Below are 18,342 nucleotides of genomic sequence, written 5' to 3'. Positions count from 1 at the left end.
AAAAACCCTGATCCACACACGCGGATCAGGGCTATCAAAAACCGTCTAAAAGAATATCCGTTTACTTAAATCCCTTCAAAACTCCACCAAGCACCTCAAGATATCCCTCAAGCATCTCCGGCTGAATATCAGCCATGTGCCCTACGCGAAAGATGGGGGATTCGCCCTGCTCTGCAAGCTCCTTGTTGATCTTTCCGTAACCGGGATCAAAAAGGTAGCCGTGCCCGCGCATGAGTTCTTTAACATCCTTAAGCTTCTCAATAGTCATGTGCGCCGGAGTCTTGAAGGTGGTCAGGCTGGGGGAACGATGCCCTTCCTGTGCGAAAAGTTCGTAGCCGTCCATGCTCTCGACCCATTTGTGGGCAATGGCCCGCATATCTTCATGACGCTTAAAGCGTCCAGCAACAGTCTCATCATTAACTATATAGTCCAGCTGCACACACATCTGGTTCGCCAACGTTCCGTTAGGAGTGGTCAGAGTCTGATTAAGCTTAGCCTTGCCCATCTGGGCGATAATATCGGTGGTGTAACCCCTGTTTGTAACGGACTCAGCCTTTTTCAAAGCTTCTTCGCAAACAAAACCGATCCCGAAACCGGCGGGCAAGCCAAGGGATTTCTGGGTGGAAGTGCAGTACATGAGCGGCTTGCACTCATCTATTAAAGTAGGTGCCCCGCCAAAGATTGATACCGCATCAATGATCGGAGCGGCCCCGTGGGCACGGATCATTTCGCAAACCGCAACAACATCATTAATCACCCCGGTGGAAGTCTCGTTGTGGGTAAAAGTAACAACATTCGGATTGTGCTCCTTGAGAGCATCTTCCAGTTTTTCCAGATCGATAGCTTTGCCGTAAGGGAATTTAAGCTGCACTGCATTCTTACCGTTAAGCACGGCAAGCTTGTGATACAAATCACCGAACGCGCCTACGGAAACATTGAGCACCTTATCGGAATCCGCAACCAGTGAGCGGATTGAGGCTTCAAGCACATTTGTACCGGAACCATTAAATATGACAGGAGTGTATCCTTCAGGATTTCCGGCAATAGTGTTGAGATTGCGCATGATTGGTTCGAAACGCTTGGGATTCTCTGCATCCCGGTGTCCGAATTCAGGAAGAAGCCCGGCTTTACGCACTTCCTCACGCAGAAGAATGGGACCGGTTATAAAAAGTTTGAGTTCTGCAAAATCGTCACCGATCATTTATAGACCCTCTCTTTTTCAAATTTATTAAATTTTGAGATTTATATTACGAATTTCGAAATGAAGTTTATAAAACTATCAATTGTGAGAAATGTGAAGGCCGAAATAATCATTCAAATTCACCATTTCTGTCAAGCTTTAAGAGCACACAGAGCTTTACAATCGGCGGGACCATTATTATAGGTGTTGGTGAACGGCACTTTTTTATAAGGCCCGCGCTCATGGCGCAAAGTTAATGCCTTTTGCCGTCCAATCAAAAACAATTTTGCATTCCTTAATCCTCTGCACTCACAAAATAGATCAATTAATCCAGAGAATTAAACAATCAGATCTTAAATAAAATTCTGATAAAAATCATCATTTTGCAAAATAGTTGCTTGATTTTAACCACGGTGGTCACTATATTCCCTTTTTCCTTCACAGGAGGGTGTTCTGCCCCCTGTAAAACAAAAACAATTCACGGTAAGATATTATGCCTCAATTAGGTCCTCATATTTCCATTCCCGCCGAAGCCCTGCTGCAACGGGTGCTCGGCCTTGATCCCTTTGAATTTAAAGGCTGGCCCGAAGATGTGCGCACTCTTGCGGAAAGCATCGCAGCTGAACTTTTCCTTGTGCGCTACAATCCGTTCATCGATCCTGAACTGGTACGCAAGTCAGTGTCCCGCACCCTGACCCTTGCCCGCCCGACTCTTTCCGGCGAGTACCCGCAGCGTTTGACCCGCTCTGTGGAAAATTTCTGGCTCAAGCAGGATGCAGACACGGAATTCCGCGACAGATTCGTTGAAAAGATGAAAGAAATCCTGCCCGAACACTGTATCGGGCTTGATCCGCATACAGTTGTGCAATCCGCAACCGACGCCACAGACCTGCGTATTGAGCTGCCCATCGCGGTTCTCTTCCCAGAAGATACCGAGCAGGTCCGGGCCATCGTGCGCCTTGCCAATGAAATGCAGTTCGGCCTGATCCCGCGCGGCGGCGGAACCGGAGCCACCGGGGGTGCAATCCCGGCCCTTGACCGCACCGCAGTGCTTTCACTTGCCCGCTTCAAGAAAATCCTGTCCGTTGATACCGACGCCATGACTCTTTGCGCGCAGGCCGGGGTCATCACCCTTGATGCCATTAATGCTGCGGACAAGAAAGGCGTGCTTTTCACCGTGGACCCGGCATCCAAGGCCGGATCATCGCTGGGCGGAAATATTTCCGAAAACTCCGGCGGTCCCTTTGCATTTGAATACGGCTGCACCATCGATAATATCATCAGCTACAAGATGGTCATGCCCAAAGGCGAACTTATCGAAGTACGCCGCAAGGGCCATCCCGGTCACAAGATTTTCGCCAACGAAGACGCATCCTTTGAAATTTATGATTCCAAAGACCGTCTTATCGATACGATTGAACTTACCGCCGAAGAAATCCGCACCACCGGACTGGGTAAGGACGTAACCAACAAATATCTCGGCGGGCTGCCCGGCGTGCAGAAAGAAGGGGTCGACGGCATCATCACTGAATGTTGCTTCGCACTTTACCCCAAGCCGAGCATTTCCCGTGTACTCTGTCTTGAATTCTTCGGTCGCTCCATGCGCAATGCCATGCTGGTCATCAAGGACGTAGTCGCACTGCGCGATACCATCCGCGAAGAAGGCGACCTTGTAAAAATCTCCGCCCTTGAGGAGTTCGGTCCCAAATACGTACAGGCCATCAAATACGTAGCGAAATCCGAAAAATACGAAGGCGATCCCATTTCCGTACTCATCCTGCAACTGGATTCCGATGATGAAGCTGCCCTGCAAAGCGCGGTGGACACCATCCTTTCCATTGCCCAGCCCTATGACGGAGTGGACATCTTTGCTGCCCGCGATGAAAAAGAAGCGGAACTCTTCTGGGAAGACCGCCACAAGCTTTCCGCCATTGCGAAACGCACTTCCGGCTTCAAGGTCAACGAAGATATCGTTATCCCCCTCGAAGTTATCCCGGATTTCTCCGACTTCCTTGAAGACCTGAACCTGATCTATCTGGCAAAAATCTACCGCCGTTCCCTGCTCTCCATCAAGGAGCTGCAAGGCTTTCCCATTGAGGAACCCAAAGTTGAACTGGCCCTTGAGAGGACTACCAACATCCTCAAAGGCAAAATCACCGGCAAGGACATGAGCGATCAGGAACTGGAAGGACAGGTTTACTACCTCTTTCAGGAACTGCGCGACGAATTCCCCAAGCTGGATTCCAAAATCAACAAGATCCTCAAGAAGCTCAAGGAACAGCGCATCATCATCGCCAACCACATGCATGCCGGTGACGGTAACTGCCATGTGAACATCCCGGTCAACTCCAACGACCCGGATATGCTGCACAGTGCCCACGAAGCAGTTGATGATGTATTCAAGAAAGTACTTGAACTCAAAGGTGAGGTTTCCGGTGAACACGGTATCGGCATCACCAAGATCGATTACCTTTCCGAGGAAAAAATCGAGGCCATCAAAGCATACAAGCTCAAGGTGGACCCGCTCAACATCCTCAACCCCGGCAAGCTGACCCGCAGGAATCTTCCTTCTCCGGCATACACTTTCTCGTTCAACAGGCTCATCAATGACCTGAACAAGACTGCCATTAAGGATAAGGAACACCTGATGGAGCTGCTCCAGAACATCCAGACCTGTACCCGTTGCGGAAAATGCAAGCAGGTCTGCCCCATGTTTTTCCCGGAGCAGGGACTCATGTACCACCCGAGAAACAAGAACATCGCTCTCGGTGCGCTCATTGAGGCCATCTACTATTCACAGGTTCAGCGCGGTGAACCTTCCCCGGATCTCATGACCCGTCTCAGGAAGCTCATGGAACATTGCACCGCCTGTGGACGCTGTACCTCAGTCTGCCCCATCAAGATTGACTCCGCCGGAGCCGCACTCCAGATCCGTTCTTTCCTTGAATATAAAGGAACCGGAGGCCATCCTATCAAAAGCGCGGCCCTGAACTTCATTGCCAAGGACCCGCAGGGAAGGCTGCCCAAGGCCGCAAAATTCCTGTCCCTCTCCGCAGGGCTGCAATCCAAGGCCATCGGACTCATCCCCGGTCACTGGCGCAGGCGCATAGAATCGCCCATGATCTCCAGCAAAACCCCGGCCATGGATTTCAAGAACCTGTCCGAGACCATCAATCTCGATAAGGGTTCCATGTTCCTTCAGAACACCCCCGCCCCGGACAGTGTATACTACTTCCCCGGCTGCGGCGCGTCCCTGTTCTCCAAGGATATCGGTATGGCGACCCTCTACCTGTTGCTCAAGTCCGGCGTGAATGTGATCATGCCCGCCAAGCATCTCTGCTGCGGTTATCCGCTGCTGGCAAGTGGCTGTGTGGAAGCATACAACACCAACCGCCACCGCAATATCAGCGACATTCAGTATCGCATCGCCAAGGCGTCCATTGCGGGCATGAAGGTTTCCACCATGATTACTGCCTGCGGAACCTGCCGCGAATCTCTTGAATCATACGAATTCAAGGAACTGGGTTACGATATTCAGCGCAAGGATGCCATGCAATACCTGCTCAACAATCCGGGCAACCTCAATTTCAACACAGCCAATGCGGCGCGGGATGTGATTTACCACGCCTCCTGCCATACCGAATGGACCGAGGTAAAAAAGAACAAGGCCCCGGAAATGTACCGCAAAGCAGTTGCGGACATGCTCGGTGCTGAGGTAACACTCTCTCCCGGCTGTTGCGGCGAATCCGGTCTCGGTTCCATCACCAGCCCTGAAATCTACAACAAGCTGCGCGACCGCAAAGGCGGACAGCTCAAGAACGATCTTCAGGGGCATGATAAAACCACCCCGGTTCTGGTGGGTTGCCCATCGTGTAAGGTAGGTATCAAACGCAACATGCAGACCCTGAAAAAGCAGAATCGCGTACTCCACACCGTGGAATACATGGCCGAGCTTATCGGCGGACCCAAATGGCGCAAAGATTTCAAAAAAGAACTTGAGCGCGCTACCCGTCAGGATGAACTTGTTTTAATTTAGATATGATGCGCTAACGCGCTATTTGATAGATGGATTTCGCCTCCGGCGGCTTAAACCCTTTTCCAAAAGGGTTTAAGAATCCCAAAACGTTTTAGTAGAGTTATTACGTCCTCCTACGGACAATTTTGCATTTAAAACGGCGAAGCCCTACTAAAAGTTTTTGAAGAGTCCAGAGAAACTTTTTCCAAAAAGTTTCTTTGGCCCTCGGAGAGCCCGCCGGGAGGCATCACATGAAAGCATTAGGCATAGATTTCGGGACAAAGCGTGTGGGTCTGGCTATTACTGACCCGGAAAAGATTTTTGCTTTTCCGTATAAAGTAATGGAACGCACAACCCGCGACGCGATGTTCTCGGAGTTGCTTGAAATTATAGAAAATGAAAAGGTCGGTGACATTGTCATCGGCCTTCCCTTATCTCTAGACGGGGAAGACACTTTGACTACCCGGCAGGTGCGCAACTTTGCGGCCTCGCTGGAAAGAAGGGTTGACTTGCCCATTCATCTTGTTGATGAAAGACTCAGCTCAATTGCAGCGGAAGACGAACTAAAGGAGGCCGGACTTTGGGACCGGAAAAGAAAAAAGAATCTGGACAGTCAGGCAGCGAAAATAATTCTGGAAACGTGGCTCGCCCGAGCATAGTCATACGCTATGTAATGCCCACCATAGCCTTCGGGTGTATGGCTCTCATGCTGGTGGCGGGCTGGTTCATGTACCGTAACTGGACTTTTCTTAATCTTCCCCCGGAACTGGAAGGGCGCGAGATTCTTTTTACCGTGGAACCGGGCCAACCGCTGTGGACTGTTGCCAGCGACCTTGCCAAGGCCGGACTGATTACCGACGTTAAACAGTTCCGCGAATACGCACAGGCACAGGGTATGGCTTCGAAAGTCCGGGCCGGAGAATTCAGCCTTTGGTCCAACATGACAGCCCCGCAGGTTCTGGAAACCATTACCTCCACTTCCGGTATTCTGCACAAATTTTCTGTACGTGAAGGTCTTACATGGTGGGCTACTGCTGAAAAAGCGGATAAGTCCGGGCTGACCGATTACGCAGCATTTAAGAAAGCAGTGTCTGATCCGGCTCTGCTGACGAAATATAAAATCCCGGCTAAAAATGCTGAAGGGTATCTTTTCCCGGAAACATATTTGCTGACCCGGCCCAAGAACGAAACCGGAACAGTCATGGTGGAAACTATGCTCAAGGAGTTCCGCAAGGCCGCCAACAAGGCTTGGAACGGCAAATTGCCCTCCCCGCAAGAAATCCACGAAACCGTGATCCTTGCTTCCCTGATAGAAAAGGAAACCGGGGATGTAAGCGAACGGCGCACCATTGCCGGAGTCTTCGCCAATCGCCTGAGCAAAGGCTATTTGCTGCAATGCGACCCGACCATAATTTACGGACTGGGTGAAACTTTTGACGGCAACCTGCGCAAAAAGCACCTGACCGACAAATCCAACCCCTACAACTCGTACAAACACCGGGGATTACCCCCCGGCCCCATCTGCTCACCGGGTCTCGACTCACTCAAGGCGGCCCTCAACCCGGAAAAGCATTCATACCTATATTTCGTTGCCAAAGGGGACGGCTCACACTATTTCAGCAAGTCCCTCAAAGAACACAACGCGGCTGTTAAAAAATATCAGTTGCGTCGGAACCGGGATACCTATCGGTCGTATAATTAGATCAAACAAATCTCATAAAAAAGAGGCCCTGAGTTACAAACTCAGGGCCTCTTTATCTTTAAGAACAATCTCTGCGCTACCGGCGAAGCCCTCCCCGCGCCTCCGCTTCAGTTTCATAAACAGAAGCCATCTGGGTGATCCCCATGGAATGGAGTACGGAACGGAAATTCTCGGAAAGTCCTGCTATGTGCACCCCGCATCCACGGGTGCGGGCCTTTTCCACCAACTTGAAAAGAGAATCCATGGCTGCTCCGTTAATAGAAGATTTTTCTTCAAAAACGAGCAGGAAATTACCTTTGGCAGTGGCAAGGGCTTCATCAAAAACATCCAGCAACAACCCTTCAGACTTGGAAGTCAGATTTCCGGTAATGTTGATTACCGCCAAATCATCTTCAAGGGTCAGACTGATATCCTTCTGCCTGCTGCGGGCAAATTTGATCCTGTCAGCTGAAAGCTGCAAGGCCTTTTCAAGCTCTTCACGCTTAACCGGCTTATTTAGAAAATCCGTGGCATCAAGATTGAGTGCTTTAATGGCAAGGTCCATATCTCCGTGCCCGGTAATCACGATAACCTCGGAATCCGGTGAAATAGACTTGATTTTCCCGAGCACCTGCAAGCCGTCCATGCCGGGCATCTTTATGTCGGTCATGACCAGATCGGGCTTTTCGGTATCAAAAACACTGATCCCTTCCTCACCGTTTTCAGCAGTAAGGACTTCGTGACCATATGCACTCAGTAGCATCTTGAACATGTTCAAGGTTGCTTTTTCATCATCAATTACAAGAATTCTGCTCACGCCCAACCCCTGGATAACTTTATATTAAACTTAAAAACTATCTTTCATTCGGAGCAGCCGGAAAACTGATTATGAAAGAAGTTCCGTTTCCGGGTTCACTCTCAATATCAATGCTGCCCTTATAGTCTCTGACTATGCCATAGGTGATGGCAAGGCCCAAGCCCATGCCATATCCTACCTCTTTGGTACTGAAAAACGGCTCAAAAATTTTGTTGCGCACTTCCTCGGTAATACCTGCTCCGGTATCGGAAACACGCACACAGACCAGTTCTCCATCTTCATAAGTATCTATGTTGATGTAATCATCGCTGTCCAGTCCCAGGTTTTCCCGTTTCTCCGCAATGGCATCACGGGCATTATTCACCAGATTGAAGAATACCTGCTGCAAGCGGTTATCCTCGGCAACAATCCTCGGCAGCCCACCCACAAGATTGAGGCGGATAAAAATATTCTGCAACTCAAACTGCTTGGTCACCAGCGTTAAAACACTGCGCACCGGTCCATTGATATCCACCTTGTCGGTCTTGAAGCCGGATTTACGCCCGAAAGCCCGCAAAGCACTGATAATTTCGGCTGCACGGTCCACCTGATTACTGACTTCTTTAGCCACTTCCTGCAACTGAGCAGCGGGAACATCGCGCCCCTGCTCAGCCATCAGCGCGAGGTATTCACTGCCCATCTTAATGGCGTTAAGCGGCTGGTTGACCTCATGCGCCACCCCGGCGGACATCTCACCAAGAGATTTCATTTTGGCAGCCTGCACCAACTGGGCATCCTTCTCAATGATCTCAGTGATATCGTTTACCGCCACAATAATGGACGGCTGACTCCTGTAAGTGATGGGACAGGCGTGCATGTTCACATACACCGGACTACCACCCTTACGGTAATGGATGATCTTCGGAAAATAAATACAACCGGAAGGACCGCCGTACTCCTCGAAAGCCTTGATACATTCCTCGTTGGATTCCGGCCCCAGCCTGATAAACTGCTCCCCGATAAGTTCACTGCGCGAATAACCATAAAGTTCAGTAACACGGGGGTTGGCATCAATTATGGTGAAATCAGAACAGGATATTACCAGAACCGGGTCCGGCCCGCTGTCGAACAGGGATTTGTATTTCTCCTCGGACTCACGCAACTTGCGGCGATAGAGCTTGATGGACCAGACCATATTGCGGAAACTGTCCGCAAGCTGGACCACCTCATCACCATCACGCTTGTAATAAAAATGGCAGTCCCGGCATTGTTGACGGTTGGCCCTTCCATCCTGTTCACGGTTATCGCCAACGGTGGAAAGATCAAAATGCCAGCACGGAAAATCCGTATTATGGTAGGCCGGACAGGAAGAAGCATTCCAGTCCGTACCCTCTGCAAGCAGATCCAGACTGATATCAAAATTGCCCTTTGAAAGTTCATCAGACACACGGGTCAAAGTACTGACCGGACGGGTAATGTACTTAGCCAGCCGATGACTGATCACAAAAATGATAATAACAACAAAGGAAATAAATCCCAAAAAGGTAAAACGAAGCGTGGAAACAAGTTCGTCAATGTGGATTTTGTTAAGTCCCACATGCACCGTTCCGATGCGGTACAAACCTTCCTTGATGGGGACGGCAATATCGTATGCAGATGTTCTGCCCAGATCGATGAGCCGCAGGGACTTATCCTCTCCTTCAGGAATAGGGTTGGCCTCGGCCAGCTTTCCGGGAAACGGCTTGGTGAAAGTATGGCACAAGACCTTGCCATCCTTGCCCAGAATATAAATGTAGGTAATCAAATGCTGCCGTTCGCGCAGTTTTGCTTCCTCAAAAGCCAGGCTGAGCAGCCGGGGATAATCCTTATCCAGAATATATCCGGCCCCGCGCTCGGCAATGGAATAGGCGATAGCCACACCACGCAACTCCAGCTCCTTGGTCAGGGAGGAAACAAGAATCCAACGGGCCAGCAAAGCGATAATGGCACTGATGATCAGGATAACCCCGAGAGTGGAAAAAAATATTTTATTCTTGAGAGTCAGCCCTGAAAAACGCTCCACAAGATCCTGCTTTGAAAAATAACTCATTTCAAAGCCCCCTTCTTAAGGTCGGCCCAGTCCCTGATCAGCTCAAACCTGCCGTTTTTAAAACGGGTAAAATAAACTTTATCCATGCCCTGATGATCTTGTTCACCGTATGAAACAGTGATCCCCGGCGCAATTTCATATTTATTCATGGATTCAATGGCCCTGATAAAAACTTCCCGGCTTAAATTACGCCCGCTGCGTTGCAACCCTTCCACGAGGATACGGGCATTGAAAAAACCTTCCAGCCCCACAAGGTTGGGGGTATCGTCGGGATAATATTTTTTGAGCAGCCTGATGTAACTGGCAGCTTCGGAACTGGAAAGATCCCGGTCGTCCGCAAACGGGGGTACCACCTGCGACATTATGACCAGCTCCTTATTCGACTTCAGCTTGCGGGCAAATTCACGCGCTCCCATGAATGATACTGTATAATAAACCGGACTGACCCCTTCCGCATCAAGACGATTCATGAACTTTATGCACGGCGCACTGGTCCCGATCATAAATACTGCCTGCGCCCCGGAATCCTTGATCCGCTCTACACCTTCACTCACATCTAAGGAACCACGGGTATATGATCCCCTTGCCACAGGCTCAAGATCAAACTCTTTCAAAGCCAGCTCAGTTCCGGTGAGTCCGTCAAAACCGAATGCATCATACTGATAGAAAACAGCAATTTTGGTAATCCCAAGGTCCTCAACCATATGGCGCATAGCTTCACGGGTTTCCTGATAGTAGGAAGGCCGGATATTTATCACGTAGCGGTTAAACGGCTTGCGCAATGCATCCGCCCCGGTGAACATACCCAGCAGAGGGATGCGGGCATCCTCCACCAGCGGCAGAACCTCCACCGTAGTAGGGGTTCCCACATAGCAGAACAGGGCGAAAATATTATCCTCAATAATCAACTTCTGGGTATTGATCAGACATTTGGGTGGATCATAGGAATCATCATAAGTAATAACTTCCACTTCCCGTCCATGAACCCCGCCCTGTTCATTAATATGCTTCAGGTAGGCAAGAGCACCGTGAATGGTCTGGGTTCCCAGATAGCTGGCATGCCCTTCAAGGGCGAGGGATGCCCCAAGGACAACCCTGTCGGGGTATATTCCTGCGTTGCCGTTTTCTTCAACTTCAACTGAAACCGAACGTTCGCAAGCAACAAGAACCAGAAACAAGACCAGTAATAATATCTTTTTCATAAACTGCTTATTCTCTCTCAGGATTGGCCAGACTCATAGCCATTACCGCCTGCCCTTTGAACAGGGTACTGCGTTTACGGGGAGGGATCTTCAGACTGCGCATAAACTGAAAACTGAGCCGGGTCATCCCCTTGCCCATGGAACGGGCCGCCCGTGCTTCAGCATAGATCAGGTGAGGCTGAAAAGCCTTGCGTGCAGGCTGGTAAATCAGCATACATAAAAGAACCTTGTCATTGCGTGAAATAACATTCCCGCCAGCCCTGAAAGTTCCGGTTAAAGCAATTCCGCCCTTGGAGATATCCAACACCTGCGGAACAGACGCATTGGGAGTATGGAACTTGCGGTTGTCAATTAAGATATCCGGCTCAGTGTTATCCAAGATAAAATCCACATCATAATCCTCGGATTCAAGCCGCCAGATTTTAATCTTAATATACCGCTGATCCGCAACCTTGCGCCGGGCAAAGACCCTGCGCTTGATGAAGCCAAAGGAAGAACGGCGGGTCAGAACCATGCCCTTATCCTCAGACTTGCTTTTCACCAGTCCCACAAAGGCGTTGACCTTTTTCTTATCCCGCACCATTTCTGGAAAAATACATTTAACCTGAGTTCCGGGAATCAAAAGGCCTTCGCTGACTAAATCCTTAAAAGTCACCACCACATCAAGACTTTCCACCCCGGCAGCATTAACCACAGCAGCAAGTGAACGCTGACCGGAACGCTCCACAAGAACATCCACCTGACTCCGGCTCATGACCAACTTATCAAGTATGTCCTGATCACTTGAAACCTTCCATGGCTCACCATTGCGGGCAACATTCTTGGGTAGACCTTTTCCCCGACCTTCGCTCTCCTCATCTCCGATGTGAATTCCCAAAGGTGTTTTTTTCAGTAAATCATAAATAAGTTTCTTTACACCGTACTTTTTTAACCAATACCCAATCAGGAGCAACAAAAGAGCAGCTCCAAGAAACATAAAAAAGTTCTTTACCGGCCCCGGCATGGGCGGCAGACCGTGGAACGAATCCTGAATTGTTCCCAGAAATCTCGAATCGACTTTAGACTGTATCATATAACCAATTCTGTTACATATATAATCGAATCAACACGCCATTACTGACGAAGGCCTCAATTCAAAATATATTATTTTAAACAAAACGTCATCACTGCATTGAGTGAGTATTCCCCTGCTTTCTCAGTAATTATATACTACATTAGCAATAAATGAATAAATTTTTAATTTCCTAAGACTAACCCTTGCAGACTTTGAACACAATATGTAAATATGGTCGCAATTTGGCAACAGATAGGGAGGGCACATGGTCGGAAAGATTCTAGTTGTGGATGACGAAGTCCACATCAGGATGCTTCTTGAACAGACTTTGGAAGAACTGGAAGATGACTACGGAGTTGAATTGCTGACGGCCGAGAACGGAGAGGAAGGGCTGGACTGTATTCGCGAAGAACGTCCGGAGCTTGTTTTTCTGGATATTATGATGCCGTATATGAACGGCTACGAAGTCTGTCAGGCTGTACGAGAAGATCCGGAGCTTTCTGGTGTTAATATCATTCTGCTGACCGCAAAGGGGCAAGAGGCTGACCGCAAGCACGGCCTTGAACTGGGAGCGGAACGGTATATGACCAAGCCTTTCGACCCGGACGAGATTCTTGAAGTTGCAAAATCCATCCTGAACATTGAGGACTGATTCCCACGCCATGAACGCAGGACTGAATCCGGAAATCCGGTTAAAAAAAATTATCAAACCCAAAAAGCTGAAGTCGTTCCTGCAAAAGGCACTTCCGCTACTTCCCGAGGGTTCGGTACTCTGTGTTTATATTGACGGCACCCCTATTTTTTGTGCCCAGCCAGTGCGCCACTCCTTTGAAGAAACAATTCTCAGCCCGGTTAAAAATCCCGCAGGTGACAATCTCTGCCTCGGGGCATTCATACTTAATCGCGGCAATCTTTCCGAGCCTGAACTACAACACATCAAATCTGTTTTAGAATTCACCTCCTTTTCCATAGCGAATTACATTGAATCTGAAACAGCCAGAAGGCTCATCGGCGAAGAAACTCTTTCCAAATACAGGGAACTAGCATTGCTGCACCGCTCAATTGTTGAGCTGAACAACTCCCTGCGCCTCAAAGATGTAATCACCGCCCTGACCAATGAGTGTAAAACTTCGGCCCTGCCTGCGGAAATGGGCGCGGTCTACCTGCCGGAAGAAGAAGGATTCAGAATTTTTGACAGCTTCGGCAATTTCTCCGCCGAAGAATCACAAACTCTTGTGGAATGCTCCCTTTTCAAGGATGTTATTTCCAGCCTGCGCGGCGAAATAATAAACGATGTGGCTAAAGACAGACGCTGCCAGAACAAACTTTCCGCCAACATCCGATCCATGCTGATAATGCCTATCCCCTCACCCAATGTATGTGAGGGAGTGCTGGTGCTGACTTCATGCGGTACAAATGTATTCAACGCCGCCCATCTTAAACATGTCAGCACACTTTCTTCTGTAGCCGGGATTTCCATCAGCAATGCTTACAATTTTGAATCCATCCGCGTAATGATGGACGCTCTGCTTAAGGCACTGGCTGAAGCAATTGATGCCCGAGACCCATTCACCGCCGGTCATTCCGACCGTGTGGCCCATCTTGCGGTATCCTTTGCCAGACAAATTTCACAGGACGACGCAAAATTCGGAAACATAGATTTTTCTGATGAACAGCTGCGGGAGATTTTTTATTCCGGCATTCTCCACGACATCGGAAAAATCGGCATTAAAGAAGAAGTCCTGACCAAAAAAACCCGTTTGCCGAAATCCATGGTGGACGTAATCGGCATGCGCTTGAAGCTTTTCGGCATTCATCACATGCATGAATGGGAAGATGACTATAAACGGATCAAACAGATCAACAGTTCCCTGAGCCCGGACCAAGAAGACCTCGACTTTGTTAACAACATCAGTGATGTAAAATTCAAAGTCAATGGATCTACCATCCACATGCTCCAGCCCACTGAAAGAGAATGTTTAACCGTACGCCGCGGCAACCTGACCTCGGAAGAACGTATGGAAATCGAACGGCACCCGGCAGAAAGCAGGCGCATACTGGAACACATCCCCTTTCAGGACGATCTCTCCCAACTCTTAACCATCATCGGGCAACACCATGAAAGACTCGACGGATCAGGATACCCTGAAGGTCTTTGCGCTGATGATATTCTTATCCAGAGCAGAATTCTGGCCATTGTAGACATTTACGATGCAATTACTCAGGAACGGCATTACAAGCCCGCGACCCCAAAAGAGAGGGCCTTGAAAATTCTCTCTCTGGAAGCAGCTGAAGGCAAACTGGATCATGATCTGGTAAACCTGTTTATTGACAATATTTCTGACATTGAAACCGGGGCGGAATCAATTGACATTGATCGTCCGGTATCAACGAGATTCTGCAAAATATCTCGTAACCACATGAACTAATGCCGGACCTGCAAGCTCTTGTTTTATGAGGTACGGCTGTAAAACCCCCGGGGTTTCCGGTATGTACAAAGCCTTATCCACGCTGGCATTGCTCCTGCTCACCTCCCTGCTGTTATGCCCCTCAGCCGCCGCAGAGAAACAAAAACCTTTTCTACTCGGAATGTCCGCAGCATTCACAGGCCCCAGTAAGGGGCTGGGCATAGAACTTTACCGGGGATCAAAAGCATATTTTGATCAAATCAACGCAAAAGGCGGAATCAACGGACGCAAGATTGTCATCAAATTCATGGATGACGGCTACAACCCCGAACCGGCAATCCGCAACACAATCAAACTGGTGGAAAAAGACCATGTTGATTGTCTTTTCAATTATGTGGGCACCCCTACCGTAACCCGCGTACTTCCGGTCATCAAACATTTCAATTCAAAAGAACCGGAATATCTGTTCTTCCCGTTTACCGGAGCCCAGCCGCAAAGAGAATTTCCTTACGAAGAATACGTATTCAACCTGCGGGCATCCTACCGACAGGAAACATGGGGACTGGTTCACAATCTTTATATGGCCGGGCGTCACCGTGTGGCCGTATTCTATCAGGCTGACGCATACGGCAGAAGCGGATGGGACGGAATCAGAAAGGCCCTGCGTGAAAAAGGGCTGAACATTGTTGCAGAGGCCACATACAGACGCGGGACCTCATTCAGCGATTCCATGCATGAGCAGGTGGAAATCATCAAAAAAGGTAAACCGGATGCAATAATTTCCGTGGGGGCATACGAAGCCTGTGCGGCTTTCATCCGTGATGCACGGGATGCCGGAATAGGCGACCCCATCTGCAACCTCTCCTTTGTGGGCAGTGAGAACATGCTGGAGCTGCTGGACGGACTAGGGCGAACAACAGGGAAAAACTACACTACCGACCTGATCAATTCCCAGACAGTGCCCAGCTACGAAGACACCAGCCTGCCCGCCGTGCAGGAATACCGTAAAGCCATGACTGAAAACCCGCCCGCACCGGAAGGATTCGGCAAAGGATACACTCCCCAGAAATTCAGTTTCATCAGTTTTGAAGGATTCCTAAACGCAAAAGTCATGACCCGGATTCTGGAACAGGTCTCCATGCCCCAGTATCAGGGCAATATTTATGCCGCAACCCTGTCCATCCGTAATCTGGATATCGGTATAGGTACGGATGTCAATTTCGGACGCGGGAAGCATCAGGGACTTGACGAAGTGTACTATACAACTGTCTCGAACGGAAAATTCGTCCCTCTCAAGGACTGGAAGAGGTGGAACAAATGAAAATGAGAATGTCCAAAATATTCCAGAAAACCCTGCTCCTGAACTTCATTCTTTTCGGGGTCATTTCCACTTCCATGTCCCTTGTTTCGGCCCTCACCCTGCACAACCATATGGTGGATGAGTATGTGAGCAAAGGCAAAGCCATTGCCAGCAGTATAGCCAGCTCCAGTGTGGAAATCCTGCTCAACAGAGATGCCTCAACCATCCAGTCCATGATAGATCAGTTTAAGGACAGCGATGGAGCCGCCTACGTTTACGTGCAGGATTCAAACGGTGACATTGTTTCGCACACATTTGTACCGGAAGTACCGGAAATTCTGGGTGGAACAAGCATCCATCCCAAATCCGTATCCATACGTGAAATGGACGTTCCCGGCATGGGTGATGTTATTGATATAACCAAGCCCATCCTCGCCGGAATGGCCGGGTATGTTCATGTGGGCATGGATAAAGGCATTATTAATAAATATGTCTGGGCGGCCATTGCAAAATTACAGGTGGTCATGTTTTTCATCTTCTGGGGAAGTGTGTTTATCCTCTATATGATGGTCAAAAGAATTTCAGAGCCGCTCAATCAGTTGACTGAATATGCAAAAAAACTTTCCGCCCACGACTTCACCGCAGAAATCGAAATTACATCCAATGATGAAATCGGGTTGCTCGGCGGGACCATGAAAAACATGGCCGATGAATTGACCACCCTCATCTCAGGTCTGGAACGGGCGGTGGGCAATGCCACCAGTGAGTTACAGGATACCCTGACTTACATGGAAGTAATTATGGACAATCTTGCTGACGGATTGCTGGTTGTTGATATCAGCGGCAAAATATCCGTCACCAACCCGGTTCTGGGGGATCTCTTCGGCTTTACTGAAAATGAAGTTCGAAACAAAGATATCAAAGCATTTTTCCCTGATGAAATGACTGCCCTTTTTGAGCTGGTCAAAGGATGCGAACACGAAGTCTACTCTTCCGAAATTGAACTTTCCGGACGCAGAACCGGCAAAGCTGTAGCCACCCCCATCCACAAAACAGGTGAGACAGGTGACAGCAATGTCTGCCTTGGGGCAGTTATTCTGGTGCGTGACATTACTTATGAAAAGGAAGTGGATAACCTTAAGACGGACTTCATTTCCACAGTCTCCCATGAGCTACGCACGCCCATGACATCGATTCTCGGCTTTGCAAAGATCATCAAGAAAAAACTGGAAAAATCAGTCTTCCCCGTCTGTGAAGCACCGGACAAAAAAACCCAACGGGCCATCAATCAGGTGCAGGACAATATCGGTATCATTGTTTCCGAAGGCCAGCGGCTGACTGAATTGATTAACGATGTTCTGGATATCGCAAAAATGGAGTCCGGCAAAATCGACTGGAAAAAGGTTCCCATTGAGATTTCAGAAGTTATTGAAACCTCGGTCCAGACGACCACTCCTCTATGGAAAGCACAGGATCTCGAAATGGTTATTGACGTGGATGAAGACATCCCAACCATGTACGGTGACCGGGACAGAGTCATGCAGGTGCTGGTCAACCTCATTTCCAATGCCGTAAAATTCACAGACTCCGGCTACATCACCTGCACGGCACGATCCCACGATGATGAAATCATGGTCAGCGTCAGTGACACCGGTAGCGGAATTTCACCTGATGACCAGAAAAAAATCTTCGAACGGTTCAAGCAGGCCGGTGACACCCTGACTGGAAAACCCAAGGGAACCGGGCTTGGACTGCCCATCTGTAAACAGATTGTAGACCACCATAAAGGCCGCATCTGGGTGGACAGTAAGCGAGGAGAAGGAAGCTCATTCCATTTCACTCTGGCAATTGACACACCTGAAGAAAGTACTCCGATTCCCACTCCGGTGGCAAAAGCAGTACCCAGAAATGCCGTGCATCCCGGAAGTTCCGACAGCCCGCTGATTATGGTTGCGGACGACGACCCGGCACTGAATGAATTCCTTTCTCAGGTACTTGAAGAAGAAGGATACAGAATCATAACAGTTACCAACGGGCAGGAAGCGGTGGAAACAGCCAAAACCCGTCTGCCGCAATTAATCACTATGGACCTGAAAATGCCGGTCATGGACGGGGCGCAAGCCATTACTGTCCTGCGTCAGGACCCGTCTACACGGCATATTCCTGTACTTGTCATCAGCGCACTGGCTGAAGGTCAACAAGCAGGGGGAGACGCGGCTCTGATCAAGCCCATTGATGAAAAGAGACTGGTGGAAACCATTCACGGCCTGCTTTCGGAAGACCTGATCATGACTGATCCCTGTATGGTTCTGGGCAAGGAAGATAATCCGCCCACAGAAAACCTGCTGGTAATCTGCCCCGGAAAAATCAATTACTGCCCGCCTGCGGATCTATGGACGCGGGTATCTTCAGGATTCAAGGGGACAATCTTTATCACTGCGGAACTGAGTGCCAACCTTGATTTGGACAGATTATCACAAATCCCCGAAGTACAGATTGTTATTTTACCAGAAAACTGATATTTCCATTCCTATGGAAAGACCAACAGAATACGGAACCAGAAAATTCGCCAGTTGTACAAAGTGTTCGTGGACAGGACCGCTTGAATCTTTTGAGA

General features: G+C 49.1%; 12 protein-coding genes. 7 read left to right on the top strand and 5 right to left on the bottom strand.

All coding sequences use genetic code 11. The features are described from left to right. Nucleotides 1-61 precede the first annotated feature (61 nt). A complete protein-coding gene (locus FMS18_RS02430) occupies nucleotides 62-1,201 on the bottom strand; it encodes an alanine--glyoxylate aminotransferase family protein (RefSeq protein WP_163292160.1) in 1,140 nt (379 codons plus the stop codon). A gap of 472 nt (nucleotides 1,202-1,673) precedes the next feature. Here FMS18_RS02430 and FMS18_RS02425 point away from each other — a divergent pair, with 472 nt between their 5' ends. The 3 genes from FMS18_RS02425 to mltG all read left to right on the top strand — a co-directional run bounded on the left by FMS18_RS02425 (nucleotide 1,674) and on the right by mltG (nucleotide 6,897). Further along, on the top strand, nucleotides 1,674-5,216 hold the full coding sequence (locus FMS18_RS02425; protein WP_163292159.1) for an FAD-binding and (Fe-S)-binding domain-containing protein: 3,543 nt from the start codon (nucleotides 1,674-1,676) through the stop codon (nucleotides 5,214-5,216). Nucleotides 5,217-5,446: 230 nt separating this feature from the next. Then, nucleotides 5,447-5,854 carry a Holliday junction resolvase RuvX gene (gene ruvX / locus FMS18_RS02420; RefSeq protein ID WP_163292158.1) on the top strand — a complete coding sequence of 136 codons (408 nt, stop codon included), beginning with the start codon at nucleotides 5,447-5,449 and terminating at the stop codon, nucleotides 5,852-5,854. 14 nt (nucleotides 5,855-5,868) lie between these two features. Next, entirely contained in the window at nucleotides 5,869-6,897 is a 1,029-nt protein-coding gene (mltG, locus tag FMS18_RS02415) for an endolytic transglycosylase MltG (protein WP_163292263.1), read from the top strand. A gap of 76 nt (nucleotides 6,898-6,973) precedes the next feature. Here mltG and FMS18_RS02410 read toward each other — a convergent pair whose 3' ends face one another. From FMS18_RS02410 to FMS18_RS02395, 4 genes are read right to left on the bottom strand one after another with little or no spacing between them, the layout of a single operon-like run. Continuing rightward, nucleotides 6,974-7,693 carry a response regulator gene (locus tag FMS18_RS02410; protein WP_163292157.1) on the bottom strand — a complete coding sequence of 240 codons (720 nt, stop codon included), beginning with the start codon at nucleotides 7,691-7,693 and terminating at the stop codon, nucleotides 6,974-6,976. 37 nt (nucleotides 7,694-7,730) lie between these two features. Beyond that, nucleotides 7,731-9,761: an ATP-binding protein gene (locus FMS18_RS02405; RefSeq protein WP_163292156.1), complete on the bottom strand. Its 2,031-nt coding sequence runs from the start codon at nucleotides 9,759-9,761 to the stop codon at nucleotides 7,731-7,733. Beyond that, the gene (locus FMS18_RS02400; protein ID WP_163292155.1) at nucleotides 9,758-10,963 is read right to left on the bottom strand and encodes an ABC transporter substrate-binding protein; all 1,206 of its coding nucleotides are present in this window, start codon (nucleotides 10,961-10,963) and stop codon (nucleotides 9,758-9,760) included. The genes FMS18_RS02405 and FMS18_RS02400 overlap by 4 nt, the downstream gene beginning before the upstream one ends. Before the next feature lie 7 nt (nucleotides 10,964-10,970). Further along, nucleotides 10,971-12,035: a hypothetical protein gene (locus FMS18_RS02395; RefSeq protein ID WP_163292154.1), complete on the bottom strand. Its 1,065-nt coding sequence runs from the start codon at nucleotides 12,033-12,035 to the stop codon at nucleotides 10,971-10,973. A 247-nt stretch (nucleotides 12,036-12,282) separates the two neighbouring features. On the opposite strand from FMS18_RS02395, the gene FMS18_RS02390 reads away from it, so the two are divergent. The 4 genes from FMS18_RS02390 to FMS18_RS02375 all read left to right on the top strand — a co-directional run bounded on the left by FMS18_RS02390 (nucleotide 12,283) and on the right by FMS18_RS02375 (nucleotide 18,244). Then, a complete protein-coding gene (locus FMS18_RS02390) occupies nucleotides 12,283-12,669 on the top strand; it encodes a response regulator transcription factor (RefSeq protein WP_163292153.1) in 387 nt (128 codons plus the stop codon). A gap of 10 nt (nucleotides 12,670-12,679) precedes the next feature. Further along, a complete protein-coding gene (locus tag FMS18_RS02385; protein WP_163292152.1) occupies nucleotides 12,680-14,446 on the top strand; it encodes an HD domain-containing phosphohydrolase in 1,767 nt (588 codons plus the stop codon). A gap of 61 nt (nucleotides 14,447-14,507) precedes the next feature. Continuing rightward, nucleotides 14,508-15,746, top strand: coding sequence for an ABC transporter substrate-binding protein (locus FMS18_RS02380; RefSeq protein ID WP_163292151.1), 1,239 nt, complete (start codon nucleotides 14,508-14,510; stop codon nucleotides 15,744-15,746). After that, entirely contained in the window at nucleotides 15,743-18,244 is a 2,502-nt protein-coding gene (locus FMS18_RS02375) for an ATP-binding protein (protein WP_163292150.1), read from the top strand. Before FMS18_RS02380 ends, FMS18_RS02375 begins: the two co-directional genes overlap by 4 nt. The last annotated feature ends 98 nt before the right edge of the window (nucleotides 18,245-18,342 follow it).

Source organism: Desulfovibrio sp. JC022 (genome assembly GCF_010470665.1).
Taxonomy (GTDB): Bacteria; Desulfobacterota; Desulfovibrionia; order Desulfovibrionales; family Desulfovibrionaceae; genus Maridesulfovibrio.
The sequence above is the reverse complement of the archived record's forward strand: the minus strand, read 5'-3'. Positions and strand labels throughout refer to the sequence as shown.

What these genes read in the sequence shown, in the direction of transcription:
- FMS18_RS02430 (WP_163292160.1), bottom strand. Translation starts at nt 1,201, where the DNA reads ATGATCGGTGACGATTTTGCAGAACTCAAACTTTTTATAACCGGTCCC.
- FMS18_RS02425 (WP_163292159.1), top strand. Translation starts at nt 1,674, where the DNA reads ATGCCTCAATTAGGTCCTCATATTTCCATTCCCGCCGAAGCCCTGCTG.
- ruvX (WP_163292158.1), top strand. Translation starts at nt 5,447, where the DNA reads ATGAAAGCATTAGGCATAGATTTCGGGACAAAGCGTGTGGGTCTGGCT.
- mltG (WP_163292263.1), top strand. Translation starts at nt 5,869, where the DNA reads ATGCCCACCATAGCCTTCGGGTGTATGGCTCTCATGCTGGTGGCGGGC.
- FMS18_RS02405 (WP_163292156.1), bottom strand. Translation starts at nt 9,761, where the DNA reads ATGAGTTATTTTTCAAAGCAGGATCTTGTGGAGCGTTTTTCAGGGCTG.
- FMS18_RS02400 (WP_163292155.1), bottom strand. Translation starts at nt 10,963, where the DNA reads ATGAAAAAGATATTATTACTGGTCTTGTTTCTGGTTCTTGTTGCTTGC.
- FMS18_RS02395 (WP_163292154.1), bottom strand. Translation starts at nt 12,035, where the DNA reads ATGATACAGTCTAAAGTCGATTCGAGATTTCTGGGAACAATTCAGGAT.
- FMS18_RS02390 (WP_163292153.1), top strand. Translation starts at nt 12,283, where the DNA reads ATGGTCGGAAAGATTCTAGTTGTGGATGACGAAGTCCACATCAGGATG.
- FMS18_RS02385 (WP_163292152.1), top strand. Translation starts at nt 12,680, where the DNA reads ATGAACGCAGGACTGAATCCGGAAATCCGGTTAAAAAAAATTATCAAA.
- FMS18_RS02380 (WP_163292151.1), top strand. Translation starts at nt 14,508, where the DNA reads ATGTACAAAGCCTTATCCACGCTGGCATTGCTCCTGCTCACCTCCCTG.
- FMS18_RS02375 (WP_163292150.1), top strand. Translation starts at nt 15,743, where the DNA reads ATGAAAATGAGAATGTCCAAAATATTCCAGAAAACCCTGCTCCTGAAC.